Origin of the sequence: Exiguobacterium sp. Leaf187 (assembly GCF_001423925.1) — a bacterium.
GTDB lineage: Bacteria > Bacillota > Bacilli > Exiguobacteriales > Exiguobacteriaceae > Exiguobacterium_A > Exiguobacterium_A indicum.
The window spans coordinates 285,617-310,113 of the sequence record NZ_LMPR01000008.1; the positions used below are offsets into that span (position 1 = coordinate 285,617).

The 24,497-nt window shown below is 46.5% G+C and carries 26 protein-coding genes; 16 read left to right on the forward strand and 10 right to left on the reverse strand.

Features of this window, described 5'->3' with window-relative positions:
* The first annotated feature begins 72 nt into the window (after positions 1-72).
* On the forward strand, positions 73-1,371 hold the full coding sequence (locus ASF99_RS03750; RefSeq protein WP_023467352.1) for an ammonium transporter: 1,299 nt from the start codon (positions 73-75) through the stop codon (positions 1,369-1,371).
* Positions 1,372-1,426: 55 nt separating this feature from the next.
* On the opposite strand, the gene ASF99_RS03755 is transcribed toward ASF99_RS03750, so the two are convergent.
* Both ASF99_RS03755 and ASF99_RS03760 read right to left on the reverse strand, forming a co-directional pair.
* Positions 1,427-2,563, reverse strand: a complete 1,137-nt coding sequence (locus tag ASF99_RS03755) for an ABC transporter permease (RefSeq protein WP_035398479.1) — start codon at positions 2,561-2,563, stop codon at positions 1,427-1,429.
* Positions 2,560-3,294 (reverse strand): ABC transporter ATP-binding protein, encoded by a 735-nt coding sequence (locus ASF99_RS03760; protein ID WP_023467350.1) that lies wholly within the window; start codon positions 3,292-3,294, stop codon positions 2,560-2,562. The genes ASF99_RS03755 and ASF99_RS03760 overlap by 4 nt, the downstream gene beginning before the upstream one ends.
* Before the next feature lie 328 nt (positions 3,295-3,622).
* Here ASF99_RS03760 and ASF99_RS03765 point away from each other — a divergent pair, with 328 nt between their 5' ends.
* A complete protein-coding gene (locus ASF99_RS03765) occupies positions 3,623-3,871 on the forward strand; it encodes a GlsB/YeaQ/YmgE family stress response membrane protein (RefSeq protein WP_023467349.1) in 249 nt (82 codons plus the stop codon).
* Positions 3,872-3,904: 33 nt separating this feature from the next.
* Entirely contained in the window at positions 3,905-4,156 is a 252-nt protein-coding gene (locus tag ASF99_RS03770) for a GlsB/YeaQ/YmgE family stress response membrane protein (protein ID WP_023467348.1), read from the forward strand.
* A 36-nt stretch (positions 4,157-4,192) separates the two neighbouring features.
* On the opposite strand, the gene ASF99_RS03775 is transcribed toward ASF99_RS03770, so the two are convergent.
* Positions 4,193-5,245, reverse strand: coding sequence for a TcaA second domain-containing protein (locus tag ASF99_RS03775; protein ID WP_055967020.1), 1,053 nt, complete (start codon positions 5,243-5,245; stop codon positions 4,193-4,195).
* Positions 5,246-5,373: 128 nt separating this feature from the next.
* Here ASF99_RS03775 and ASF99_RS03780 point away from each other — a divergent pair, with 128 nt between their 5' ends.
* The 4 genes from ASF99_RS03780 (at position 5,374) to ASF99_RS03795 (ending at position 8,085) form a co-directional block, all read left to right on the forward strand.
* Positions 5,374-5,799, forward strand: a complete 426-nt coding sequence (locus ASF99_RS03780; protein WP_023467346.1) for an HIT family protein — start codon at positions 5,374-5,376, stop codon at positions 5,797-5,799.
* 114 nt (positions 5,800-5,913) lie between these two features.
* On the forward strand, positions 5,914-6,255 hold the full coding sequence (locus ASF99_RS03785) for a hypothetical protein (RefSeq protein ID WP_023467345.1): 342 nt from the start codon (positions 5,914-5,916) through the stop codon (positions 6,253-6,255).
* Between the two features lie 83 nt (positions 6,256-6,338).
* The gene (locus tag ASF99_RS03790) at positions 6,339-6,908 is read left to right on the forward strand and encodes an HTH-type transcriptional regulator Hpr (protein ID WP_023467344.1); all 570 of its coding nucleotides are present in this window, start codon (positions 6,339-6,341) and stop codon (positions 6,906-6,908) included.
* A 259-nt stretch (positions 6,909-7,167) separates the two neighbouring features.
* A complete protein-coding gene (locus ASF99_RS03795) occupies positions 7,168-8,085 on the forward strand; it encodes a peptidylprolyl isomerase (protein WP_023467343.1) in 918 nt (305 codons plus the stop codon).
* 63 nt (positions 8,086-8,148) lie between these two features.
* Here ASF99_RS03795 and namA read toward each other — a convergent pair whose 3' ends face one another.
* Positions 8,149-9,180, reverse strand: coding sequence for an NADPH dehydrogenase NamA (gene namA, locus ASF99_RS03800; protein ID WP_055967023.1), 1,032 nt, complete (start codon positions 9,178-9,180; stop codon positions 8,149-8,151).
* Positions 9,181-9,192: 12 nt separating this feature from the next.
* Positions 9,193-10,113 carry an HD domain-containing protein gene (locus ASF99_RS03805; RefSeq protein ID WP_029340932.1) on the reverse strand — a complete coding sequence of 307 codons (921 nt, stop codon included), beginning with the start codon at positions 10,111-10,113 and terminating at the stop codon, positions 9,193-9,195.
* 104 nt (positions 10,114-10,217) lie between these two features.
* On the opposite strand from ASF99_RS03805, the gene ASF99_RS03810 reads away from it, so the two are divergent.
* From ASF99_RS03810 to ASF99_RS03820, 3 genes are all read left to right on the forward strand, one after another.
* A complete protein-coding gene (locus ASF99_RS03810; RefSeq protein WP_023467340.1) occupies positions 10,218-11,123 on the forward strand; it encodes a magnesium transporter CorA family protein in 906 nt (301 codons plus the stop codon).
* 63 nt (positions 11,124-11,186) lie between these two features.
* Positions 11,187-12,266, forward strand: coding sequence for a DNA polymerase IV (gene dinB, locus ASF99_RS03815; protein WP_023467339.1), 1,080 nt, complete (start codon positions 11,187-11,189; stop codon positions 12,264-12,266).
* Positions 12,267-12,324: 58 nt separating this feature from the next.
* Positions 12,325-12,537, forward strand: coding sequence for a YhzD family protein (locus ASF99_RS03820; protein WP_023467338.1), 213 nt, complete (start codon positions 12,325-12,327; stop codon positions 12,535-12,537).
* 52 nt (positions 12,538-12,589) lie between these two features.
* Here ASF99_RS03820 and ASF99_RS03825 read toward each other — a convergent pair whose 3' ends face one another.
* Both ASF99_RS03825 and ASF99_RS03830 read right to left on the reverse strand, forming a co-directional pair.
* Positions 12,590-12,964 carry a YlbF family regulator gene (locus tag ASF99_RS03825; protein WP_023467337.1) on the reverse strand — a complete coding sequence of 125 codons (375 nt, stop codon included), beginning with the start codon at positions 12,962-12,964 and terminating at the stop codon, positions 12,590-12,592.
* Between the two features lie 20 nt (positions 12,965-12,984).
* The gene (locus tag ASF99_RS03830) at positions 12,985-14,121 is read right to left on the reverse strand and encodes a DUF445 domain-containing protein (RefSeq protein WP_035398483.1); all 1,137 of its coding nucleotides are present in this window, start codon (positions 14,119-14,121) and stop codon (positions 12,985-12,987) included.
* Between the two features lie 74 nt (positions 14,122-14,195).
* Here ASF99_RS03830 and ASF99_RS03835 point away from each other — a divergent pair, with 74 nt between their 5' ends.
* From ASF99_RS03835 to ASF99_RS03855, 5 genes are all read left to right on the forward strand, one after another.
* Positions 14,196-15,029: a PucR family transcriptional regulator gene (locus ASF99_RS03835; RefSeq protein WP_023467335.1), complete on the forward strand. Its 834-nt coding sequence runs from the start codon at positions 14,196-14,198 to the stop codon at positions 15,027-15,029.
* Between the two features lie 118 nt (positions 15,030-15,147).
* Positions 15,148-16,254 carry an ABC transporter ATP-binding protein gene (locus ASF99_RS03840; protein WP_055967026.1) on the forward strand — a complete coding sequence of 369 codons (1,107 nt, stop codon included), beginning with the start codon at positions 15,148-15,150 and terminating at the stop codon, positions 16,252-16,254.
* Positions 16,255-16,417: 163 nt separating this feature from the next.
* Positions 16,418-17,185, forward strand: coding sequence for a transporter substrate-binding domain-containing protein (locus ASF99_RS03845; protein ID WP_023467333.1), 768 nt, complete (start codon positions 16,418-16,420; stop codon positions 17,183-17,185).
* Complete coding sequence (locus ASF99_RS03850) at positions 17,182-17,832, forward strand: amino acid ABC transporter permease (protein WP_023467332.1); 651 nt, start codon at positions 17,182-17,184, stop codon at positions 17,830-17,832. The genes ASF99_RS03845 and ASF99_RS03850 overlap by 4 nt, the downstream gene beginning before the upstream one ends.
* 141 nt (positions 17,833-17,973) lie before the next feature.
* Positions 17,974-18,162 (forward strand): hypothetical protein, encoded by a 189-nt coding sequence (locus ASF99_RS03855; RefSeq protein WP_023467331.1) that lies wholly within the window; start codon positions 17,974-17,976, stop codon positions 18,160-18,162.
* A 188-nt stretch (positions 18,163-18,350) separates the two neighbouring features.
* Here ASF99_RS03855 and ASF99_RS03860 read toward each other — a convergent pair whose 3' ends face one another.
* Entirely contained in the window at positions 18,351-19,247 is an 897-nt protein-coding gene (locus ASF99_RS03860; RefSeq protein ID WP_055967028.1) for an aldo/keto reductase, read from the reverse strand.
* A 137-nt stretch (positions 19,248-19,384) separates the two neighbouring features.
* Positions 19,385-21,121 (reverse strand): phospho-sugar mutase, encoded by a 1,737-nt coding sequence (locus ASF99_RS03865; protein ID WP_023467329.1) that lies wholly within the window; start codon positions 21,119-21,121, stop codon positions 19,385-19,387.
* 92 nt (positions 21,122-21,213) lie between these two features.
* Here ASF99_RS03865 and ASF99_RS03870 point away from each other — a divergent pair, with 92 nt between their 5' ends.
* The gene (locus ASF99_RS03870) at positions 21,214-22,032 is read left to right on the forward strand and encodes a sulfurtransferase (protein ID WP_035398489.1); all 819 of its coding nucleotides are present in this window, start codon (positions 21,214-21,216) and stop codon (positions 22,030-22,032) included.
* 41 nt (positions 22,033-22,073) lie between these two features.
* Here ASF99_RS03870 and ASF99_RS03875 read toward each other — a convergent pair whose 3' ends face one another.
* Positions 22,074-24,497, reverse strand: a complete 2,424-nt coding sequence (locus tag ASF99_RS03875; protein WP_055967030.1) for a glycogen/starch/alpha-glucan phosphorylase — start codon at positions 24,495-24,497, stop codon at positions 22,074-22,076.

Below are 24,497 nucleotides of genomic sequence, written 5' to 3' on the forward strand. Positions count from 1 at the left end.
ACAACACGTTTCTTTGAAAGTATTTCCGTCTAAAGTAAACACATACTTTAAATGGATAAAGGAGGAACGACAATGAAACTGGAACAACTCGCTATCTCAGTCGATACGTTTTATGTCTTATTCGCAGCACTGCTCGTCTTTACGATGCAAATCGGATTCTTACTTCTAGAAACAGGGATGTTACGGGCGAAGAACGCGGGGCACGTCGCCGTCAAACAAATCATCAGCTTCTCGGTTGCCGCTCTCGCCTTTTGGGCCATCGGATTCGGATTGACGTTTGGTGATGGCAATTCTATCATCGGAACGGAAGGATTCTTTTTACAAGGAGGATTCAGCAGTCTTGATTGGTCGAACATCACGATTGATGTGAAGTTCCTCTTCCAACTCTCATTCGTCGCTGTCTCCCTCGCGATCGCTTGGGGCGGATTCGCAGAACGTGCTAAATTATCCGTCTACCTGTTGTTCGGAACGTTTTTCGTTGCTATCATCTATCCGATCATTGCACGTTCCGTTTGGGCAGGTGGATTCCTTGGTTCGCTCGGGATGCAAGACTTCGCTGGATCAACGGTCGTTCACTTACAAGGTGGGATTGCTGCACTCGTTGCTGCTTTACTGCTCAAGAAACGAATCGGTGCTGAAAAAACACCGTTACTCGGACACAACGTCATCTATTCTGTCGTTGGTGCCTTCATCCTCTGGTTATGTTGGTTCGGCTTCAATGCTGGTTCGACACTAACGATTGCCGATGGATTCTTTAGTTACGTTGCCTTGACGACGTTACTTGCGACTGCAGCAGGTGCCCTCGGTGCTCTTGCCATCTCATTCTGGCACCGTCGTGTCGCAGATATCCCTTCGATCATCAACGGTGTCTTAGCTGCACTCGTTGCCATCACAGCAGCCTGTGCCTTCGTCGAACCGTGGGCAGCTGTCGTCATCGGTTTCCTCGCTGGTGTGATCACATATGGAACGAGCATTCTTCTCGCAAGCCGTGTCGATGATCCATTATGTGCCTTCTCCGTTCATGGCGTCGCTGGTATCTGGGGTACACTCGCAACTGGATTCTTCGCTTCACCACGACTCGTTGAAATCACAGGGATCGGACAAGCTGGTCTCTTCTATGGTGGCGGTTTTACGCAACTCGGTGTTCAAGCACTTGGTGTGGTCTTTGCCGTCGTCATCGTCAGTGTCTTGAGTTATGCATTCTTAAAAGTTCTCGACCTTACGATTGGTCTTCGGATCACACGCGAAGATGAACTCCGCGGACTGGACGTTGCGGAACATGGTCAATCTTCTTACGATCTCCCTGCTCCTGTCAGCAAAGAATTGCGTATGGTCGAAGAAGAAGATCTCTCAAACGAACGCGTCAATTAATAAAAAGAACAAGAGCCTACACGATGGATTCATCGCGTAGGCTCTTTCTTGTTTATTATTTTCGAGCGTAGTATTCACCAATCACAAGCGCCAAGGCTGCCCCACCAACGACATAGATGGATCCGCTTAAAAAGAATCCAAGTAGCGTCAAGACGATGCATTGACTGATTGCTGCGAAGCGGATGATTTTTCGTTTCGCCTGTACAGCATTTCCAAACGGTAATAGACGAGTCAATAGATGTTGGTCCACTGCCTTCGTGAACGGTGCTAGTTGAAAGCTTGTCAATCCTGCAAACGCAGGGATTGCAAGCGCAACGAACAACTCGTTGCCACTCGCTAACCACATGAACACAGCCCCGATCAGCGTCAAACGAACAATCAATCCGATCCCGTCTCCACTCCGGATGAACTGTTTGACATACAAGTAATCGAATGTCGTTTGCGCTCGATATGGAATCCGCTCGACCATGTTACTCAAGAGACGACGGCGTTTATATGTTGCCGATAAATGCGGCACATCGACGAACCAGTTCGCTAATCGATAAAAACGATCACGCGATTCCTGTTCGAGCGCAATCCATTCGCGTAGAGGAAGATGGTCCTGACGCTTTAAATGGAGTACGACCATTAAGAGAAGTGCGACGACGATTGTCATCCACGCCATATCGATGATGACGAGTAGCGCCGCTCCGAACGCATACAGTAACACCGTCCGATGTGCAATGCCTTCAAGCTTTGATAAATTCGCAGCAGCTCCGAACAAAGCAAGCGCTACCCCAAGTAAAACAAGTTCAAGTGGTGTCGTCTGTTCCGTTCGAACATAGAGAACAACGACAGCTAAAAACGGAATCACGGCACGGATGATACCAAAGACCGCATTGTACGCTCGTACTTGTTGCATGAAACTTGATAACTTCGCTAACACCGGTAATAGAAACACTTGGTCCGCCTCAACGAGAAACGTCCGACTCGTCCGATAGAGCGGTAAAATCAGAAACAAGGCTGCCATGACGAATCGACCTGGAAACGATGGATCGAGTTGGTCGAGGAAACGTCCGTAGACGACTAAACCGTACAAAATAACGAAGTAAACGGTAAATAACAGTCCGCCATTCGCCATGTACCTTGTATATTTCACCGTTTCCGTCATCGCCGCCTGGTAGCGTTCCTTCCATAAGGACTGGCTGTTCATCGTTCCGCCTCCTCGATCGCGGCAACGTACAGATCATCCAGCGTTCCATCTTGCAGTCCATATCGTGCGCGTAAAGCAGCTGTCGTTCCCTCTGCTGCAATGTGCCCCTCATGTAAGAGCACGAATCGGTTACAGTGACGCTCGGCTGTCTCAAGAATATGCGTCGACATTAAGATCCCCTTACCGTCCTGCTTCAGTTCACTAAAAATCTGAAGTAACTCTCGGATTGCCAGTGGATCAAGTCCAACGAACGGTTCATCGACGATCAACAGTTCACTGCCTGTGACGAGTGCACATAAAATCATCGCTTTTTGCTTCATCCCTTTTGAGAAGACACTTGGAAACCATTCGAGTTGCTTCGTCATTCGAAGTCGTTCAGCATAATGTTGCGCGCGTTCTGTCGCGATTGCTTCTTCGACGTCATATCCTTGCGCCATCAGACGAAGGTGCTCCCGTAACGTCAGTTGTTCATATAACATCGGCTGCTCCGGAATATACGCCACTTGGCGACGATACTCGGTTTCGTTCGTCGTTAAATCCAATCCATTGATTCGAACCGATCCCGTCTTGACCGGTAAAAGACCAAGGATATGCTTGATCGTCGTTGATTTTCCGGCACCGTTCAACCCAATTAGACCGACGAGTTCACCTCGGTCGACTTCGATATTGATGTCATGCAGAACGGTTTTTGATCCGTATCCTCCTGACAAATCTTTAATGTCTAATAACATATCTGCCACTCCCTTTAGGCTCATCGTAAAGTAGACTCGCTTCGTTTTTCTAGCGTAACGCCTAGTTTTTTAAAATATAATGTTTTAATACTTGTTTTTTCGGCAATTACTCTAAGTGTAATCGTTACATCAATATATGAAAACGATTTACATGTAAATTGAAAGTGAAATCAATGAATCGTCTATTCATTCTCTATCAAGTGGTCTAATCGTCTAGTCATTTAAAGAATGAACTAAAGAATGAACGATTTCAGATTTTTTCATTTTCGCACGTGTTTATAACTGCCTGAAAACAGGTAAAACTAATATGTAGAGGAGATGTTTAGAAATGGGTTTCTTATGGGCACTCATCATTGGTGGTCTCATCGGTTGGATCGCAAGTTTAATTATCGGGAAAGACGTACCGGGTGGCATCATCGGTAACATTATCGCTGGTTTCATCGGTTCGATGATCGGTCAAGCCATCTTTGGTTCAATGGGACCAAAAATTGCTGGTTTCGCAGTCATTCCGGCTATTCTCGGAGCAGTCATCTTGATCTTCATCGTCTCACTTATTCTCCGGGCAGTACGTAAGTAATCATAGATCTTAAATTGAAAAGGAGTGTTTTAAATGGGATTCTTATGGGCGTTAATCGTCGGTGGTATTATTGGTTGGCTAGCAAGCTTGATTTTAGGTAAGGATGTTCCAGGCGGTATCATTGGTAACATCATCGCTGGTTTTGTTGGTGCATTGATCGGTCAAGCATTATTCGGAAACTGGGGTCCAATGGTTGCCGGATTCGCAATCGTTCCTGCTTTACTCGGAGCTATCATTCTTATCCTTATCGTATCGTTCATTCTCCGTGCGGTGAATAAACGATAACCAAAAATCCTCGGACGTTCTAGTCCGAGGATTTTTTTAGTCTTTTAATTGTAACCACATACCGTCCTCTCGCTCGACGACTCGTTTTTCTGCTCGTAAGTTCAACCATTCGAACACACCTTCGAGAAAACTAGACGGATATTCCCAAACGGTACCGACTTGCTCGCGCTTCTTTCGTTCTGGTTTTCCAGCGATGGCTTCTAACTCATCTGGAGTCTTATTTAATCGGATTAGCAATTCTTCCACCTGCCCCGATTGATAGGTCACTTCATATCCATCGTATCGTGCTCGATTGGCAACGGTCGAATCAGGCGTGCCGAACGTATTCTCGAACGAGTCACGCGAACGTCCGAGATAGCCAGTCATCGTATCGATACTTTTTCCAGTCCGGGCTTTCACTTCCGTCTCAAGTAACGTTTTGATATCGACTGCATATTCGTTCGAAACGATCGTATTGAATCGATCAGCCAATTTAAAGTCGACTGTCGCGTTCGGTTCATCTCCGAGTTGTACAGTCTTTGATTCCTGGACGGTCTGTCCGGATTGTTCCACACTTGCTTGAACATCGTACTCTCCAGGAGATCGCTTGAGTTCAAGGGATTTCTGATCAATCGTCCCGACTTCTTCTCCATCTAATGAAATCTTCGTTCCCGGTAAATCACTTGAAACGGTTAACCGCTGAGGATTCACATCGAGAGAGTACCGGTCATACCAAAGCCATCCATCTTCTTCTTGAAGCGAAAACAGATGTGTCTTCACTTGCTTCCCTGCGCCTTGATCCTGTTTGACTTGTGCGATGACCCGGTCCGTCCGTTCTGAGTCAGCCGTCAACCAATTAACGAGTCGCGTCGCTTCACTCATCGGTAGTGACTTACCATTCATCGTGACGAGTTGTTGGAATCCACGCTGATCCTTTTCCTTTAACAAGGTAGCAAGACGCTCGTCTGTTTTCTCCATTCTCGCCGCTTCTTGCATGTTACGTCCAAACCAAAAGGCAACGAATAAGAAAAGACCGACGATGATGACGCTACCGACGAGCAGGCGCCGTTTTCGTTTTTTTTGTGCCGTCGAGGCTACTCGTGATGCCATGCAATTCGCTCCTTCCTTCAGTAGCTGTATGTTTCTAAGTGTATCGGGTTCAATTTGACTGTCAATCGTGCGGAAGTCGGAAACTTTCCGTATACTAATATTATCTTACCCAAGGGAGTGAACGTTCCATGCAAAAAGAGTCATGTATCTTCTGTAAAATTGCTCGCAAAGAAGTCCCTGGTCATATCGTATTCGAGAACGAACAAGTTCTCGCTTTCCTTGACCTGTCACAAGTGACGAAAGGACATACGCTCGTCATCCCAAAACAACATGCCGATAATTTGTATGATCTCTCTCCTGAACAAGCACAAGACGTATTTGCGACGATCCCGCAAATCAGTCGTGCGCTTCAACAAGAGACAGAGGCAGCTGGCATGAATCTCTTATCGAATACAGGAAAAGTAGCGGGTCAATCGGTCTCTCACTTCCACCTGCACCTCATTCCGCGTCACGATAAACAAGACGGTTTCGGTGCAAAATGGGAAGTTCATAATGACGATTACACGGCAGAGGAATTAGCTGAACTCGCTAACTCGATCGCTTCTCGCATCTAAGTCTGTTCTTTTTCTTCTATTCTTAGAAAAATATTGCCGAAATAGGTTTCTTTCATTCGATTTTCGGTAAAATAATATGAAACAAATATTTTAATATTAAAAAGGAGGTTCAATATGTCGAAGCGTCCCGCCCGTAACTGGGTCGCTTTTGGTGCTACGCTAACACTTGTGACTTTTTACGGTCTGAAGGCGCTTCGCCAAGGTACGAAAAGCGACTCTTCGAACGGTCATCAACGTCGAAATTCTTATTCTACAATCGTAACGAATGTGCAGGATTTGACCCAGGAGGGCAAGAACTTAGTAGAGACAGCAAAAGCGTCTGGTATGCACTTTAAAGAAGAAGTCATGCAGAGCGTCTCGGAATACCAAACGGAAGTCCAAGCATCGCTCACGAAGATCCAGTCTCTCGCTGATGAAGCGAAACAGGAAGCAGACCAGCTTTCTCCACAAAAGTAAGATCCGTTGCTTCGATTTGTTTTTGTATAGTTTGCATTTTGCGCGTTTGAGCCATTGTCACCTTTCGAAAGGATGAGTCAGATATGGAACACGAAAAGTTATATCCTGGACAAGAGGCTTTGTTGTATAGCCACAAGATTGTCCAGTTAAGCAAAGCACTATGGAAAACGGTAGAAAAAGATTGGCAAAATTGGATCAAGCCCTTTGATCTGAACATCAATGAACATCATATCTTGTGGATTTCGCACGCGCTAGGCGGTGCCTCGATTTCAGAGATCGCGAAATATGGTGTCATGCACGTCTCGACGGCATTCAACTTCTCGAAGAAGTTAGAAGACCGCGGATTGTTGACGTTCTCGAAAAAGGAAACAGATAAACGAAATACCTACGTCCAGTTGACACCAGAGGGCGAATCACTCTTGCTTGAGACGATTCAAGCGTTCCGCCCTGAAGAAAACGGTGTCTTCCGTGCATCACTTCCTCTTCAGGAATTGTACGGGAAGTTCCCGGAATTAACGGACATTTCTGCGATCGTACGTCGCTTGTATGGCGACAGCTTCATGGACATATTCGCTGAGACATCAAAGATGATCACAGAAGAAGCAGATCGTCGCCCTCAAGATCCAGTCATGGACTCAATCAAAAAAGCATAACCTTACCAAAAGCGTTTTAGCCTCTAGCTAGAATGCTTTTTTTAGGTCTTTTTTCCTCATGACAAGGACATTACTACTATGTCTCAAGAGCGTTATTTCCCTCACAATTTCCCATAAAAATTATCCTCAACCGACTACTTGGATGTGATAGCATGGAAAAGAGCAAGTATCTCTTGGCATGACAAGATACAGCTGTCAACCAGACGAGAATATGATATGATAAAACGGTTGAAATAAATGGTAAATTAGGGGTGTATGTATGAAAAAGAAATTGTTAGGCGCAGCAGCAGTCGCAAGTGTATTTACGTTAGCAGCATGTGGATCAAATGACGAAGCCGTCATCAATTACAAAGGTGGCGAAGTCAACAAGGCTGACGTCCAAGAAGAAGCATACGAAAAAGCTGGTGCTCAAATCGCTTTCCAGCAAACAATGAACAAATTGCTTGAGAAGAAATACGGCAAAGAAGTCACGGATAAAGAAGTCGAAGCAGAAGTCAAGAAGACAAAAGACCAGTTCCCGGATAAAGAGCAGTTCAATACAACATTGAAATCTGCTGGAATCAAGAACGAAAAAGAATTCGAGACAGTTCTTCGCACACAAATGCTCTTAACGGAAGCAAAATCTGCGAAATCAAAAGTAACAGATAAAGAAATCCAAGAGCGTTTTGACCAAGAAAAAGTCGAAGTCAAAGCAAGCCATATCCTCGTTGCGAAAGAGTCAGAAGCAAAAGACATCAAAAAACAATTGGATGACGGCGCGGACTTCGCGAAACTGGCAAAAGAGAAATCAACAGATACAGGTAGCGGTGCAAAAGGTGGAGACCTTGGATACTTCACAAAAGGTAAAATGGTCAAGGAATTCGAAGATTATGCGTTCAAGGATGGCGTTGAAGGTAAAATCTCCGATCCAATTAAAACACAATTCGGTTACCACATCATCAAAGTAGTCGATCGTAAAGAAAAGAAAGACTTTACGCTTGATAAAGAAAAAGCACGCATCAAAAAAGCACTTGCTGAAGAAAAAGCAGCACAAGTCAACCCGAACGATATCTACCGTTCACTCATGAAAGAATACGATGTTAAAATCGAAAACAAAGACTTCAAGGATGCTTTTGATTTAGATAAACAAGAACAACAACAAATGCAACAACAAATGATGCAACAACAACAGCAGTAATCAAAAAAGGAAGCCGCGAAGGCTTCCTTTTTTCGTGTCGTTTTTCATTCATATGAGCGATAGTTAACGAACCGTCCGGATTGGTGCCCGTTCGTATTGTTTCGGCAAGGCTACCGTATCTCCTAGTTCGGCTGCCGCATGATAGACCCAATAAGGTTGGCGAAGTAGTTCACGTGCGAGCAGGACGATATCTGCTCGACCGTTACGGACGATTTCTTCTGCATGGGCAGCTGTCGTAATCAATCCAACCGCGCCTGTTGCAATACCCGTCTCTCGTTTCAACTCTTCTGCATAGCTCACTTGATAGCCTGGATACACTTCCGGTACGGCATTAGCGACGACAGCCCCTGAACTGCAATCGAGTAGATCGATGTGACGTGCAGCTAGTTCTTTCGCGAGTGGAATATAATCCGTCGCCGTCATTCCCCCTGTTGCGTGATCGGCTGCTGAAATCCGGACCCAGATCGAGAGCTTGGAAACGGCTTGAATGCCATCAATGATCTCTAGCAACAAGCGCATCCGATTTTCAACCGATCCACCGTATTGGTCCTCACGAACGTTTGATAACGGAGAGAGGAACGTGTTCAGTAAGTAACCATGAGCCCCATGAATTTCAATGAAATCATACCCTGCTCGTTCCGCACGCAGTGCTGCATCGATGAACTGTTGTTTGATCGTCGCGATTTCCTCAAGCGTTAATGCTCGTGGATGTGTATACGTATCATCAAACGGTAAAGCACTCGGTGCAACGGGTGGTTCTGCCGTCGTACTTTTGCGCCCGGCATGGGCCAGTTGAATGCCTGCTTTTGCACCCGCTGCTTTGACTTGCTCTGCGATCCGTTGTAAGCCTTCGATATGAGCATCTGACCAAATTCCAAGATCACCGGCTGAAATGCGACCGTCTGGCGTAACAGCACTCGCTTCTAAGATGACGCCACCGACACCACCCATCGCACGGGTTGCATAGTGCGTGACATGCCAATCCGTAACGAGTCCATCTTCTTTTGCACTGTACATACACATCGGCGCCATGATGACCCGATTTCGGAATGTCAACGTTCCGAGTTGAACCGTATCAAACAACTTCGTCTTCATCTTTTCTCCCCCTTATAGCTTCGGACGGTAAAAAGCACGATTATCTAGTGCGAATGATCGTTCCGAGAACTGTCCTGGCTCGACATATTCAAGGAGACGATCCATCATCGTCATCCGTGCATCAAGGTTATCGATCAAGAACAAAACTTCTGCCTCGCGCATCTGTGGTGCGACAGCAGAACCCCATTCCGGTCGTCCGTGATGACTTAAGACGAGATGTTGCAAGACCGTCAGTACTTCTGCGTCAATTTGTAATTCTGCTCCGACTTTTTCAAGTTCCGCTACCATCATCGTAATATGACCGACGAGTTTACCAGGCAACGTATATTCTGGTGCAACCGGATCGGATAACTCCTTGATTTTCGCATAATCGTGCAGAATGATGCCACTGATTAGCACGTCACGGTTTAAGGTCGGATAGAGTTGAGCGATTTGATCCGCTAGACGCAACATCGAAAGGACGTGGTATGACAGCCCCGAGTAAAAAGCATGATGGTTCTTGACCGCTGCCGGATGCGTGAAGTAAGCGTCGAATCGCGAAGTAATCAAATGTTTAACGAGCTTTTTCATATCACTGTTCTGAATCGATTCTACGAACGCGAGGACTTCCGTCTCGATTTGCTCTCGCGGAATCGGTGCGGATTGGACATAGTCCTCGACATTCGTCTCCTCTAGAACCGTGATTTGTTTGAGCTTGAGTTGTGTCCGCCCTCGATAGTCCATGACTTCTCCAGCAGCATGGACGATTGATTTCGGCGCATATTTTTCAAGATCACTCGTATCCCACATCTTCGTCTCGATTTCGCCTGTCTTATCCGTCAAGATGAGCGTCAAGTATGGTTTCCCATTCGCTGCAATTCCTTTGACCGCTTGCTTGATCATCGCTCGTTGATCGAGCGTTTCTCCAACTGCTAATTTACCAATTCCTTTCATACTTGAAACACGTCCTTTATCTGTAAAATAGGTGTCTTTTTTATATTCCATTGACTACACTTAAGGCATATACTATTTCATTCTACTATATGGGAGTCATGAACATGGAACTGGAACCTCAATTTAATTGGTCTCGCTATCTCGATTTAGCTGACTATGAACAAACCTTTCCGACGGCTGCCGTCGATCAATCCGAAATGGACTGGGTGACGCAGCTGCGATCGAAAGACATGAACTTCACCCGCTCGGAAAAAGGGGTTCTCTATGGCGCTGTCGTCACCTGGCAAAATCCTGTCGACAAAAGTGACCGCCGCTCGATTTGCTTTTATGTAACGAAAGAAAAACTGATCACGATTGGATTGTCGGATTCAATCGTGTCCCTGGTCGCTCCCTATTCTCCCGCGCATCCATTCGCAGCCTTTTATACGATTCTTGCTTTACAGCTGAACACGTATTTTGCCGGTATCGATCAGTTTGAGACGGAACTATTCTCAAGACAAGATGAACTACGTGGCAGCATCAATGAAGATTCGCTCGATAGCATCTTCGCTTTACGCGACACGATCGAGAACTGGTCCGATTTAATCGTTCCGTTTCAAGAGCTCGTCATGGCTGGTGAAGAATCATTTCTCGACGAGGACGCGTATCTCGAGGATCTCTCGTTGAAACTAGCTACGAAACGTGTCCGCCGTCTGTTGATGCTCATTGAACATTATCAAAAAGACATTGAGGTCCTGCTCGACTTATCGACGACCGTCTCGAACTTCCGTGGAAACGAAATCATGAAGGCATTAACAATCTTTACTGCCGTCGCGACACCAACGATGGCTCTCGGTGCGATTTGGGGGATGAACTTTAAAATCATGCCGGAATTAGAATGGAAATACGGTTACGCCCTATCCCTTGGTCTAATTTTTCTCTCGACCGGTGGCATCTTCTACTGGATGCGCTGGCGTGGATGGTTAGGCGCTCTTGTTCGAATGCCAAAGAACAGTCGACCAAAAAAATAGATATCAGAACATAAGTTCGTTATACTAATTGTATCATATCTACTGAAAGGAGACGCTTGTACGATGGAACGAAAAATCATTCATATTGATATGGACGCCTTTTACGCTTCCGTCGAGCAACGCGATCGTCCTCGATTAAAAGGTGTTCCCGTCGTCGTCGGTGGACCGCCTCATGCACGTGGTGTCGTAGCGACCTGTTCCTATGAAGCACGGAAATACGGTATCCATAGCGCGATGCCGTCAAGACGTGCCTTCCAGCTCTGCCCCCGTGCGGTCTTCATTCGTCCCCGCTTTGACGTCTACCGAGCTGTCAGTGCGCAAATCATGGCGCTTTTTCGAGAAGTGACACCGCTCGTCGAGCCTCTCTCGCTTGATGAAGCGTATCTTGACGTCACGGAAAATTATTTTGATCAAAAAAGTGCGACCTATATCGCGCAATATGTTCTTCAGCAAATTAAAGAACGGACAGGTCTGACGGCCTCTGCTGGTGTTTCGAACTCTAAGCTCGTCGCGAAGGTCGCATCCGGATACGAGAAACCGAACGGGATGACGGTAGTTCCTCCAGAGGACGTCCTCAGTTTCTTGTCTCCATTAAAAATTGGAGATTTACACGGCGTCGGAAAAGTCACGGAACAAGCGTTACGAAAACAAGGAATTGAAACCGTCGCAGATGTCCAAGCAATGCCGGTCGAACAATTACGAGCATTGCTCGGACGCGATCGCGGAACGGAACTGCATGCGATGGCACACGGGATCGACGAGCGTCCGGTTCGTCCGGAACGCGAGCGAAAATCGATTGGTTCTGAGACGACCTTCGAAGAAGATACGGAGGATATCGATACGATATTCGAGACGTTGATTCGAGAATCAAAATCCGTCATTGCGAGTCTTCAAAAAAAAGAACTCGTTTGCCGGACGATCACGATCAAGTGGAAGACCGATACATTCCAGTCACGTTCGAAACGGCATACATTTTCAGAAGAAACGGCGGACGAAGAACGCTTACTTGAGGAAACAACGAAATTGTTCAATGGTATCACCTTCGACGGACCGATCCGCTTGATTGGTATGACGGTCAGTCACCTGACTACTCCTCCCGCTGCGCGACAGTTGACGTGGCAAGACTTAGACCTGCGCTTGTAAAATGAATAGCTATTCATTATACTAAGTACAAGACCGATCAGACAAGGGAGGAACAAGTATGCAGTATACGATTACAGTCTTTTCAGATCGTGGTGAAACGTTACTCGATGACGTTTTTGAAGCAGAAGCAGATGGACAGGCACGAGAAGAAGGGATTCGGCGTCTCAATGAGAGTGGGTACGCTCATCATGCAGCTCGTGTCACACGTTCAGGTCGTTTGATTCATTTCGAGCGCGCTTACTTGCCACGGATCGTCCCTACTTCATCTTGAGCTATACAAAAAAGGAAGACGGCCATAATGGCGCGTCTTCCTTTTTGATGACTTATTGAACGTCGTCTTGTTGCTCCATCATTGGCGCGTAGAGTTCTTCTAACGGCTTCATGATGATTTGTGTGACTTCCGTCAGCATCGTGTGCATCCGTTGCTCTTCTTGCATCAGCTGACTGATTAGTGGGTTGTTTTGGACTTCAAGCATCTTTGTTTGGGCAGACGCCATATCGTCTGGTGTGATTTCTTCACCTTGCATCTGCTTTTGTTGTAATTCGAGTTGGATGTTACGGAACGATGCAAACAATTCGTTTGATTCCGGATCCGCGTTAACTTGCGTGTACAAATCTTTTAATGTCGTGTACTCCGAAGTCTCACGTAATGCACGCTCCAGTGTGTACGCGTGATCATATAAGTTTGTTTCTGCCATGAGTAAAACCTCCAATTTGTTTAGACGAGATAAAGCCCCGCCTGTATCAATCCAATTAAACCACCTAACAACCCTCCAAGCCAAGTGATAGCCCGGAATTCTCGCTTGGAAATCGATAAGACGATTTCCTCGAGATACGCAGTATCCAGCAAACCGACCTCTTCTCGAACAATCGTTTCGAGATCAAGCGTTTGTAGAATTTGCCCGATTTGATTCGTCGTCCGTTCGAATAGATGATCGATGACGACAGGGACATGTTGCTCGAGTAATTGTGACTCGAGGGGATTCAACCAGACGCGTAATGGTGTAGCAAGCATCGATTCAATCGGTAAACGCGCCAAGACTTGTTCTTTGACGGTCTGTCGAATCCGTGACTCCGTCTCTTCTGTCATATAAGACGACAGTGGACGATCTAGTCCCTTTTGCCATTCCTGACGTAATAAGGCAAGGATGAACTGAGACGTCGACTCTGATTGAAGTACCCGTTTCAGCTCCGGCTGAATCATATCAACGACGTTGACGTTCGCGAGCAACATCCCGAACATCCCACCTCCGAGACGCTGTTGGATGAAACGAGCAACAGTTTCCTCGAGTTGTAGACGTCCTTCTGGTCCATCAAAATATTCCTCTGCTTGGTGCAATACGGATGTGACGAGTCTTGGCATGACCTCTTCGATTTTTTGTTCTCCGGCTTCCCCGATCAACTCGCGCACGGACTGCTCACGCCATTTACCCATGAGGAGTGAAAACTCCTGCTCCAAGTGATAACTGATTTTTCCTTGAATCCGTTGTTTGGGTTCATCGATGAATCGACTAATCCACGCTTCCGTCGTCTCTTCTGAACGTGTCCATTTCATGACTTCATGTTCGACGAGCCGTGTGACAGCTCCACGAACAGCTGGTGATGCGAGACGTTTCCCGATCCCTTCTGGCGTCAAGAGATGCTTGACGACCGTCCGTCCGAGATTCGCTGCTAGTTCATCTCGCCGTTTAGGAATCAGACCCGGCGTAAACGGCACGCGAAATTTTCCGATGTATTTCGGTTCAAGTGGTCGAAATAACATCCGAATCGCTAGATGATTCGTGACTGCGCCAATCAGGGCCCCAATGACAATGATTCCGACAAGTTTCAATACGAGTAAAAACGTATCTGACATAAGTTATCATTCCTTCCGATTTTCGACTTATGGTAAAGTCGAGATAGTTATGTACGATTTAGGAGTGATGCCGTGTGTTACGACAACTGATGACTGTATTCAATGACCAGCTTACGACCGATCCGAATGTTTATTGCCAGGAACAGTATAGCGTATATCGCCTTGAAGATGGACTCTGTTTTGGAATCAAGGCGACTGCCATCTCTGACCGCGAACAACAACTGCTTGATGTATTCGCTGAACGCATCATCACGACGTCGCGGTCTGATATCGATCTATGGCGAGAGCGTATCCAATCTGCTCATGCCCTCGAAGATCAGTCGTTCCGACTTGTCCATTTTTTGTTCAATCCAACCGATGAACGGACAAGTGAAGAAATTCAACAATTGCTCTCCTCTTTCTTTTCGCAGACGAGCATCCTTATTCCTTTTAGCACACACCGCTTCACGGTCGTTGAACGCGAAGAGTTTGTCATCGAGTCCGAACTATCCGATTTATTTTTTGCATTACAATCTGATTTTGTACTCGACGGTAAGGTATTGCTTGGTCAACAACGTGCTGCAGGTGATATCGCCGTTCAGTTCCAACTCGAACAAGCAGCGCTTGCTTTCGTTCCTTCGATGCAAATCGAACGTTTCTTGCCTGCCATGATCCGTCTTGCAAGTCTAGATGACCGGCACCGCGCGACACTCGTCGATCAGTTCATCCGTTTACTCGAGCCAGAGTCTCGTGAGACGATCCTTGCTTTTTGTCGAGCTAATTTGAACGTCTCCCTGACAGCAAAACATCTATTCTTACATCGAAATAGCCTCCAGTATCGACTCGACCGGTTGACGGAGCAGACTGGAATCGATGTTCGCTCATTTGAAGGCGCTACTTTCCTCTATACCTTACTTCTTGTAGCATGATGCCTAATTGAAAACGTTTGCATTTAGTCAGGTTGTCCATAGGCAGACTCCCTGACTTCTTTTATACTAAATCTTGTAAGCGTTATTATTTCATCATTTACATTAGGGGGAACTACACATGGCTGAAATTCGTCTTGAACATATCGATAAAATCTACTCAGGTGATGCAAAAGCGGTTGATGACTTCAACCTTCACATTAAAGATAAAGAATTCATCGTCTTCGTCGGACCATCAGGTTGCGGTAAATCAACGACGCTCCGGATGATTGCTGGACTTGAAGAAATCTCAGGTGGGGATTTCATCATCGACGGCAAACGCATGAACGATGTAGCGCCAAAAGATCGCGATATCGCGATGGTCTTCCAAAACTACGCGCTGTATCCACACATGAACGTCTTCGATAACATGGCGTTCGGATTAAAGCTTCGGAAGTTCCCAAAAGATGAAATCAAGCAACGCGTCGATAACGCAGCTCGTATCCTCGGTCTTGAAGAATACCTCGAGCGGAAGCCAAAAGCACTCTCTGGTGGTCAGCGTCAACGGGTAGCGATTGGTCGCGCCATCGTTCGTGATGCTAAAGTCTTCTTGATGGATGAGCCGCTCTCGAACTTAGATGCTAAATTGCGTGTACAAATGCGTAAGGAAATCATTCAGCTACACAAACGTCTTGAGACGACGACGATTTACGTTACGCACGATCAGACGGAAGCGATGACGCTTGCGACACGAATCGTCATCATGAAAGCGGGTATCATTCAACAAGTCGGTACGCCGAAAGAAGTCTATGATCACCCAGATAACATGTTCGTTGCCGGATTCATCGGTTCACCATCGATGAACTTCTTGACAGGTAAATTAGCGGAAGACGGTCTCTTCCACGTTTCAGGAACAGAAGAGAAGTTCGAAGTACCAGAAGGAAAAATGAAAGTTCTCCGCGACCGTGGTTACACGAACAAGGATCTCGTCCTCGGAATTCGTCCAGAGGACATCCATACGGAATTGATCTACCAAGACACGAAAACAGCACACCGCTTCCCAGCACATATCGAAGTATCCGAATTGATGGGTGCAGAGTCTTACCTCTACTCAAAAGTCGGACAACAAGCGTTCACGGCACGTGTTGATTCACGCTCACACGTCGAGATGGGATCGCAGCTTGATCTCTTCTTCGATATGACAAAAGCACACTTCTTCGACTCTGCGACGGAAGCAACGATCCGTTAATCGCATCATCGATCAGTTACGATGTTTCAGACTGTCCTTTTAAGGGCAGTCTTTTTTATTGACAGACGTTCCTGTAACTTTGTATGATACTGCTTGTAGCTTAAAATTAATCCTATTCGAAAACTAGGAATTGAAATCATTCATTTATAAAGGAGAGAGCGCTATGAAACACGGTTTGAAATTAGCTGTAGCAGCATTATCGACAGCGGGGGTGCTTGCAGCATGCGGCGCTTCGAACGACAACGCAGGTTCTGATAAAGAGTCAAAAGTCATTACAGTCGGTACAGAAGCAACGTACCCACCTTTCACGTATAAAGAAAAAGGAAAATTGACAGGTTATGACGTAGACGTCATGAACGAAGTCGCAAAACGTGCCGGCTATAAAGTCGATTACAAAGCGATGGACTTCAAAGGACTCATCCCAGCACTCGATTCAAAACGAATCGATGTCATCGCGAACCAAATGGGAATCACGCCTGAGCGCCAAGAAAAATACGCTTTCTCTGATGCGTATACGGTCTCTGGTTCAACGATCATCGTCAACAATAAAACGAACGACATCAAAACACTCGACGACTTAAAAGGAAAGACAGTCGGTTCGACACAAGGTTCACTTTACGCGAAGACGGCTGAAGAAGCTGGCGCGAAAGTGAAATACTACAAAGGTGCGAACCAAGTCTTAAAAGATCTTGAAGCAGGTCGTGTTGATGCTGCTATGAACGATCGTCTCTTCGTTTTGACGGAGCTGAAGAAAGCAGGCTATAAAGTCAAAGCGGTCGGTGAGACGTTCGACAAGAACGAATCAGGCTTCATGATGGCAAAAAACAGCAAGTATACAGAAGACTTCAATAAAGCACTCTCTGAGATGCAAGAAGACGGCACTCTTGCAAAAATCGGTGAGAAGTATTTCAACGAGGATATCAGTAAGTGAGTGAATTACTAACGATCGTCCGGGATAACTCGGACGTCTACGCAAAGGCGATTGGTACGACCCTTCTAGCAAGTGGTCTCGCCATCGTCTTTGCGCTTATTCTCGGGTTGATTCTTGCCGTCATGCGTGATAGCCGTCTTGCCGTCTTTAGCGGTTTTGCACGTTTATACGTCTCCTTCTTCCGAGGAACACCATTGCTGTTACAAATCCTGATTTTATACAATGGTCTCGTTGTCCTTCAATTGACTGGATTCCAAGCTCTCGCCTTCGGCTTATCGCTTCACTTTTCTGCGTATATCTCTGAATCGTTCCGGGCTGCCATCTCCTCTGTCGATCGTGGACAATGGGAAGCCGCTGACTCGCTCGGTATTCCGCGCCGTAAGACATTCAAGGACGTCATCTTGCCGCAAGCACTATCTCGGGCGATTCCACCACTTTCGAACTCTGTCATCGATATCATCAAATCGACATCACTCGGTACGATTGTTGCTGTTGAGGAATTGACATACGTCTCTGACCAGATTTCAGCAACGACGTATCTCGTCATGCCGTTGTTGCTATTCTCAGCTGCAATTTACTGGATCATGTCGACACTCATTCAAAGTGTTCAACATCGCTTAGAGGCACGATTCAGCATTCCAGAATGAATTTTCCACACTTGGAACCGTCAGGATTTCAAGTGTGTTTTTTTAGATTTTTTTAGGTTTAGCACTAGGCAATCCGGGAATAATCAAGTATACTAATAAAAATCAGAATTATCTGACAACTTACAAAGGAGCGTGGCCTAGATGAAACAAGTAATTGAAGCTTTCCGTAGACAAGATGCAGAGCAGCGAATTCCAGTGCTACGTCTCGAAATCGATTATGAGCTCAGTACGCTCTTCGATGCGATTCAAGCCAATGACCAAGCTGCCATGTCAGCAAGTAAAGATCGTTTAGATAAATATCGTCAGGAGATGCTTCGCTTAGAAGCTTAACCTCATAGATCCCCCATCTCTCCTCCCCCTTGAGATGGGGCTTTTTTTATTTACTTTTAAATGAGAGGAACACTCTATTCGTAAACGAAAGAGAGGATCGCCTCCAGATGATATATCGGAAACGATCCTCTCACTTTATTTCGCTAACGGACAACGTGCGCATTGATCCGCTTCTATCTTGAAACCAATTAATCGACGTCACGACCACGTGATGCCTTTAAAATCTCAAACCATTGCTCGCGTGTCAAAGACAATTTCGTCGAACGAACAGCAGATTCGATACGTTCAATCTTACCAGAACCAACGATTGGCATGATACGTGCTGGATGTTTGAGCAACCATGCATATGCGACTTCATCGATTTCTTCTGCCCCGATCGTCTCTGCGATCTCAGCTAATTTTTCGCGTAACGGTGCATATTGCTCTTCCTTGAAGAGATGACCGCCTGCAAGCGGACTCCATGCCATCAACGGCATCTCATTTTCATGACAGAGATCAACGGATCCATCCTCGAAATGTTTCAGTTCCGAAACCGACAACTCGAGTTGGTTCGTCACGAGCATGAATGGTAAGCGCGACTGAATGAGACTTTGTTGCGCAGGTGTATGGTTCGAGAGACCGAATGTCCGTACCTTTCCTGCGTTCTTCAACTCTACGAACGCTTCAGCAATCTCGTTCGGGTCCATCAACGGATCTGGACGGTGAATCAACAACGTATCCACGTACTCGACACCGAGTTCTTGAAGAGAACGATTCACCTGTTTGATGATATGCTCTTTCGTCGTATCGTAGAATGATAACGACTGATCCGAGAAATGGTTCCCTTTCATCTTGATCCCCGTCTTCGTAACGATCTCCATTCGGTCACGTAACTCCGGTTTTAAAGCAAGCGCTTCTCCGAATAAGCGTTCATTCGTGTAGTCACCATAGATATCCGCGTGATCAAATGTCGTAATTCCTAAAGCAAGGCATGCTTCAATCAATTCAAGCCGCTCTTCTTTCGTCATCTCCCATTCATTCAATCGCCATAAACCATGAATAATGCGTGAGAATGATAAATCTTCTGTTAGTTGAATCCGTTCCATCTGTCTTCCAACTCCTCTATCGTATAAACTCTATCTCGTTTACTGTACCTCAAAATGGTACCGGTTGCACGGATTTCACTTTTTGATGCTCTCAGACAAAAACAGGATCCCGTCGATGACGTGATCCTGCATAGGACTTATTGAATTTGTTCGACTTCTTGCATGACTTCATCTTCGATCTGCTGACGTTTCCGTGTCGTCTCAGCAGCATCGGGTGACGTGACGCTGAAGTAGAATTTGATTTTTGGTTCCGTACCCGATGGACGAAGGCAGAACCATGATCCATCGCTAAGCGTAAACTTCAGTACGTTGGATTTTGGCAGGTTGATCGGTGAAGGTTGATGTGTCTTCAAATCGTGGGCGATGCTCGCATCATAGTCCTCGAATAAGACGACCTGTTCTCCAGCCACTTGTTTTGGCGGATTCTCACGGAACGTATCCATGATACGCCCGATCTGTGCCACGCCATCCTTCCCTTTGAGTGTCAGAGAGCGGAGTGACTCTTCAAAGTACCCGAACTGCTCGTAAATCGCCTGTAATGCCTCATAGAGCGTCCGTCCTTCTTTCTTATGGTACGCAGCCATCTCAGCGGCTAACAAGCACGCTTGGACGGCATCCTTGTCTCGGCAGAAGTCACCGATAAGGTAACCATAGCTCTCCTCGTATCCGAAGAGATACTCATATTGACCCGATGCGTTATATTGTTTGATTTTTTCCCCGATGAACTTAAAGCCTGTCAATGTATTCTCGACATGGAGATCATAATGACGTGCAATCAACGCGCCGAGTTCCGACGTAACGATCGTCTTCGCGACGAATCCGTTCGCTGGCAGTGTTCCTTGCGCCGCTTTTTGTGAAAGGATGTAGTCGAGCAATAACGCTCCCGTCTGATTCCCTGTCAGGACTGTCCATTCTCCGTCTGCATCACGTGTTGCGACTCCGACACGGTCAGCATCGGGATCCGTCGCAATCAAGATGTCGGCATCTGTCCGGTCACCATATTCGATCGCCAGTTTAAAGGCAGCATGTTCTTCCGGGTTCGGTGACGTCACGGTCGGGAACGCACCGTCTGGTTCTGCTTGCTCCTTGACGACTGTTACCTGTTCGAATCCATACCGTTTCAAGCCTTCTGTTACCGGCACAAGACCTGTTCCGTGAAGTGGTGTGAAGACGATTTTAAGTGGATTCGCTAATTCCGATTGAATCGAAGGTAAGACACGAATCGTTTGTAATTTTTCTTGATACGCCTCGTCGAGCTCTTCTCCGACACGGACGATCAAACCGTTCGCGCGAAGGACTTCTTCTTGCTCCAGTTCAATCGATAGCTCATCTTCGATTTGGCTGACGTACGAAACGAGTTCATCTGCTTCTTTTGGCGGAAGTTGTCCACCGTCATCCCCGTATACTTTATAGCCATTGTACTCTGGTGGGTTGTGACTCGCCGTGATGACGATCCCGCCCGCCGCTTGTAAAGACCGAACCGCAAACGAAAGTTCCGGTGTCGGACGTAGACCGTCGAACAGATACGCTTTGATGCCGTTACTTGCGAGCGTCCGTGCCGCCTCTAACGCAAATTCTGGTGAGAAATGGCGTGAATCGTGTGCGATGACGATTCCTTTTGCTGCCGCTTCTTCCCCCGATGCCTTAATGAATGCTGCGAACCCTTGTGATGCTTTTCGGACCGTATATACGTTCATCCGGTTCGTTCCGACACCGATTTCCCCGCGCATACCACCTGTTCCGAATTCGAGTTCTTTATAAAATGCTTCTTCGGCTGCTTTTTCATCCGTTGCTAACGTGACTAACTCTTCTTTTAATGTGCTATCTAAATCAGCGAACTGATCCCATTTTTGATAGGTTTCTTTCCATGACATGGTAAATCGACTCCTTTTTGAATGAGGGTAAGACTTGCGATGAAGCGATACCTTTCATATGATTAACACTAGAAAGGGTAAGGTGATGAGGCATGTTTCCTACGATTCAAATGGCAGATCTTCAACAGCTCGTCCGAACGGATCAGATTCGCTGGTTTGACTGCCGATATGACTTGCAACAACCTGAATATGGACGGAATGCTTTCTTGGAACAACACGTCGAAGGTGCACAGCACCTGGATTTAACGACTGACCTTTCCGGTCCCATCGATGAGGTCGGTGGTCGGCATCCGCTTCCTTCAAAAGAAGCGTGGCAACACACACTGGAACAGCATGGTGTAACACCAGAAGACTTCGTCGTCTTGTACGACGATGGTTTTCCGTATGCCGCTCGTGCCTGGTGGTTATTTAAATGGATCGGACATGAGCGTGTCGTCGTCCTTGAGGGCGGATTCTCCTCTTACCTAGCGTTCGATCTTCCGGTCACGGACGACGTTCCTACTTATGAACCGTCTCAGTACACGCCTCGTTTTCAAGATGAGATGCTTGTCTCGTTCGAAGAGTTGAAAGATCAGCTGACAGAAACGATGGTCATCGATTCCCGTGCACCCGATCGATACCGTGGAGAAATCGAACCACTCGATCACGTCGCCGGCCACATTCCAGGTGCCGTGAATTGTTTCTTCGAACAAGCACTCTCACCAGATGGTCGCTTACGGGACGCGGAAGATTTGAAAGAACTGTACGCCGACATCCTACCGGTCAAAGCCCCTATCCTCTATTGTGGAAGTGGTGTGACAGCGTGTGTCAATGTCATCGCTCTCCATTCACTCGGGAAAACCGATGTCCGGCTTTACGCCGGCTCTTATAGTGATTGGGTCAGCCGTGGTGAAGATGTCTCCCGTTCGTAAGCATCATACACTGACAGAAACATCTGTCAGTGTCTTTTTGTTCAGAGTTGAATCGGTTTGATGTTCCAGATCGCATTCGCATACTCTTTAATCGTTCGGTCACTTGAGAACACACCTGACCGTGCAATATTAAGAATGACGCGTTTATACCATTCTTCTGGTTGCTGATACATCCGATCGATTCGTTCCTGCGCTTGTTGGTAGGATAAGAAATCTTTTAAAATTAAATATTCATCATTATACGTCAATAATGAATCATAAATCGCTTGGAATTCACCTGGAGCAAATAATGTTCCATCAACGAGACTATCGATGATTCGTCGTAGCTCGGGTTGGGCACTGTATTGATCGTATGCACTGTAACCACCGTACTGCTTATAATTCATGACTTCCTGCGGTGTTAAGCCGAAGATGAAGATGTTCGCATCCCCGACCTCGTCTCGAATTTCGATGTTCGCTCCGTCGAGCGTTCCGATTGTCAGTGCACCATTCATCATGAACTTCATGTTGCCGGTTCCAGAGGCTTCATAACTTGCAGTCGAAATCTGTTCACTGATGTCACTTGCCGGGAAGATTTTCTCAGCAAGCGATACACGATAGTTTTCTAGGAAAACGACTTTCAAGTATGGACTGACGTCTGGATCATCGTTAATCAAGCGTGCCAATGCATTAATGTAACGAATGACTTCTTTTGCATAATGATAGCCTGGCGCCGCCTTTGCACCAAAGATGAATGTCCGCGGTGTCATCGTGAAGGAACGGTCTTCCTTCAGACGATAGTAAAGTGAATGAATGTGTAACGCATTCAAGAGTTGACGTTTGTACGCATGCAATCGCTTGACTTGAACATCAAAAATCGAGGTCGGGTCCACGACGATCCCGGTTTCTTTTTCAATGAGCAACGCTAATTCTTCTTTACGCTGAAGTTTGATCTCGGCGATGTCCTTCTGTAATGCTGAATCTTCTGCCCATTTCGTCAACTTTTGCAAATCGGACGGATGCTGAATCCAACTATCCCCGATTGCTTCTGTCACACGATTTGCCAGTGCTGGATTCGATGAGAGGAACCAGCGACGATGTGTAATTCCGTTCGTCTTATTATTAAAGCGAAGCGGAAACATCTCATAAAATAGTCGCATCTCGCGCTGCTTCAGAATCTCAGTATGAATCTGAGCGACACCATTCGTCGAATGCGTGCCGACGACAGCCAGATTCGCCATGTTGATCCGGTCATCCGCGATGATGGCGATATCTCGCATATGCGCTTCCATGTGTGGATAGTTTGCAAGCACATCCTTACAGAAGCGTCGGTTGATTTCCTCGATGATGAGGTAGATGCGCGGTAACAAGCGACGGAACAAATCGATCGGCCAGCGCTCGAGTGCTTCTGACAGTAACGTGTGGTTCGTAAACGACATGACACTCTTCGTGATCCGCCATGCTTCTTCCCATCCAAATCCTTCTTCATCGACAAGAATCCGCATCAACTCCGGAATCGCGACGACCGGATGTGTATCGTTGATATGGATAGCGATATGGTTGCCGAGTTGCTTCAATGAATGATTTCGCTTTTTAAAGGACGTCAAGATACTCCGTAATCCGGCAGAGACAAAGAAGTATTGTTGCTTCAAACGCAACTCTTTTCCTTCATACGTCGTATCATCCGGATACAGAAACTCTGAAATCGTCTGAATCGATTGTTTATGTGCCAGTAAATCTTTATAGTTCCCACGGTATTGGCTAAGTAATTCATCATCATCAAGTGGAGACTCAGCACTCCAGAGTCGCAGGTTATTGACGACCTTGTTTTGATAGCCGACGATCGGCATATCGTACGGAACAGCACGGACGATTTCAGCCGGCTCATGATGGACACGATATCCATCACCGACTTCTTCGAGCCAGACATGTCCACCGAATGGAACATCGACCGCTTTATCAGAACGTCTGATTTCCCACATGTTCCCGTTCTTCAGCCAGTTATCCGGTAACTCGACTTGATAACCATCAATGATTTTTTGCTTAAACAGACCGTACTGATACCGGATCCCGTTCCCGTGTCCAGGCAGACCCAGCGCAGCCAGGGAATCGAGGAAACACGCCGCGAGACGACCGAGCCCTCCGTTCCCAAGTCCAGGTTCTGGCTCTTCTTCTGTCAAATCACTGAGCTGATATCCGAGTTCGTCAAGTCCCCGTTCCACATCCTTTAAGACATCAAGACTTAATAAGTTATTATGCAGGAAACGTCCGAGTAAAAACTCGAGTGAAAAGTAATAGACTTGCTTACTTTTTTTATGGATATACGTTTCCTTCGTCCGTAACCAGTCGGTCGTGACCGTCTCACGTACCAGATAGGCAAGTGTCTGATAGATATCGTTTTCTGTTGCTTCCGTTATTGCCTTGCCATGCATCGAAACGAATCGTTCCGTAAACCTCTCCTTGAACTTCTCTTTATCTTTGAACAT

Excerpts from the sequence above, each read along its gene's own strand:
- ASF99_RS03870 (WP_035398489.1), top strand. The coding sequence starts at position 21,214 with ATGTTTCCTACGATTCAAATGGCAGATCTTCAACAGCTCGTCCGAACG.
- ASF99_RS03855 (WP_023467331.1), top strand. The coding sequence starts at position 17,974 with ATGAAACAAGTAATTGAAGCTTTCCGTAGACAAGATGCAGAGCAGCGA.
- ASF99_RS03765 (WP_023467349.1), top strand. The coding sequence starts at position 3,623 with ATGGGTTTCTTATGGGCACTCATCATTGGTGGTCTCATCGGTTGGATC.
- ASF99_RS03875 (WP_055967030.1), bottom strand. The coding sequence starts at position 24,497 with ATGTTCAAAGATAAAGAGAAGTTCAAGGAGAGGTTTACGGAACGATTC.
- ASF99_RS03860 (WP_055967028.1), bottom strand. The coding sequence starts at position 19,247 with ATGGAACGGATTCAACTAACAGAAGATTTATCATTCTCACGCATTATT.
- ASF99_RS03865 (WP_023467329.1), bottom strand. The coding sequence starts at position 21,121 with ATGTCATGGAAAGAAACCTATCAAAAATGGGATCAGTTCGCTGATTTA.
- ASF99_RS03755 (WP_035398479.1), bottom strand. The coding sequence starts at position 2,563 with ATGAACAGCCAGTCCTTATGGAAGGAACGCTACCAGGCGGCGATGACG.
- ASF99_RS03780 (WP_023467346.1), top strand. The coding sequence starts at position 5,374 with ATGCAAAAAGAGTCATGTATCTTCTGTAAAATTGCTCGCAAAGAAGTC.
- ASF99_RS03805 (WP_029340932.1), bottom strand. The coding sequence starts at position 10,113 with ATGAAAGGAATTGGTAAATTAGCAGTTGGAGAAACGCTCGATCAACGA.
- ASF99_RS03820 (WP_023467338.1), top strand. The coding sequence starts at position 12,325 with ATGCAGTATACGATTACAGTCTTTTCAGATCGTGGTGAAACGTTACTC.
- ASF99_RS03760 (WP_023467350.1), bottom strand. The coding sequence starts at position 3,294 with ATGTTATTAGACATTAAAGATTTGTCAGGAGGATACGGATCAAAAACC.
- ASF99_RS03845 (WP_023467333.1), top strand. The coding sequence starts at position 16,418 with ATGAAACACGGTTTGAAATTAGCTGTAGCAGCATTATCGACAGCGGGG.
- ASF99_RS03825 (WP_023467337.1), bottom strand. The coding sequence starts at position 12,964 with ATGGCAGAAACAAACTTATATGATCACGCGTACACACTGGAGCGTGCA.
- ASF99_RS03830 (WP_035398483.1), bottom strand. The coding sequence starts at position 14,121 with ATGTCAGATACGTTTTTACTCGTATTGAAACTTGTCGGAATCATTGTC.
- dinB (WP_023467339.1), top strand. The coding sequence starts at position 11,187 with ATGGAACGAAAAATCATTCATATTGATATGGACGCCTTTTACGCTTCC.
- namA (WP_055967023.1), bottom strand. The coding sequence starts at position 9,180 with ATGAAGACGAAGTTGTTTGATACGGTTCAACTCGGAACGTTGACATTC.
- ASF99_RS03775 (WP_055967020.1), bottom strand. The coding sequence starts at position 5,245 with ATGGCATCACGAGTAGCCTCGACGGCACAAAAAAAACGAAAACGGCGC.
- ASF99_RS03840 (WP_055967026.1), top strand. The coding sequence starts at position 15,148 with ATGGCTGAAATTCGTCTTGAACATATCGATAAAATCTACTCAGGTGAT.
- ASF99_RS03750 (WP_023467352.1), top strand. The coding sequence starts at position 73 with ATGAAACTGGAACAACTCGCTATCTCAGTCGATACGTTTTATGTCTTA.
- ASF99_RS03795 (WP_023467343.1), top strand. The coding sequence starts at position 7,168 with ATGAAAAAGAAATTGTTAGGCGCAGCAGCAGTCGCAAGTGTATTTACG.
- ASF99_RS03770 (WP_023467348.1), top strand. The coding sequence starts at position 3,905 with ATGGGATTCTTATGGGCGTTAATCGTCGGTGGTATTATTGGTTGGCTA.
- ASF99_RS03790 (WP_023467344.1), top strand. The coding sequence starts at position 6,339 with ATGGAACACGAAAAGTTATATCCTGGACAAGAGGCTTTGTTGTATAGC.
- ASF99_RS03785 (WP_023467345.1), top strand. The coding sequence starts at position 5,914 with ATGTCGAAGCGTCCCGCCCGTAACTGGGTCGCTTTTGGTGCTACGCTA.
- ASF99_RS03810 (WP_023467340.1), top strand. The coding sequence starts at position 10,218 with ATGGAACTGGAACCTCAATTTAATTGGTCTCGCTATCTCGATTTAGCT.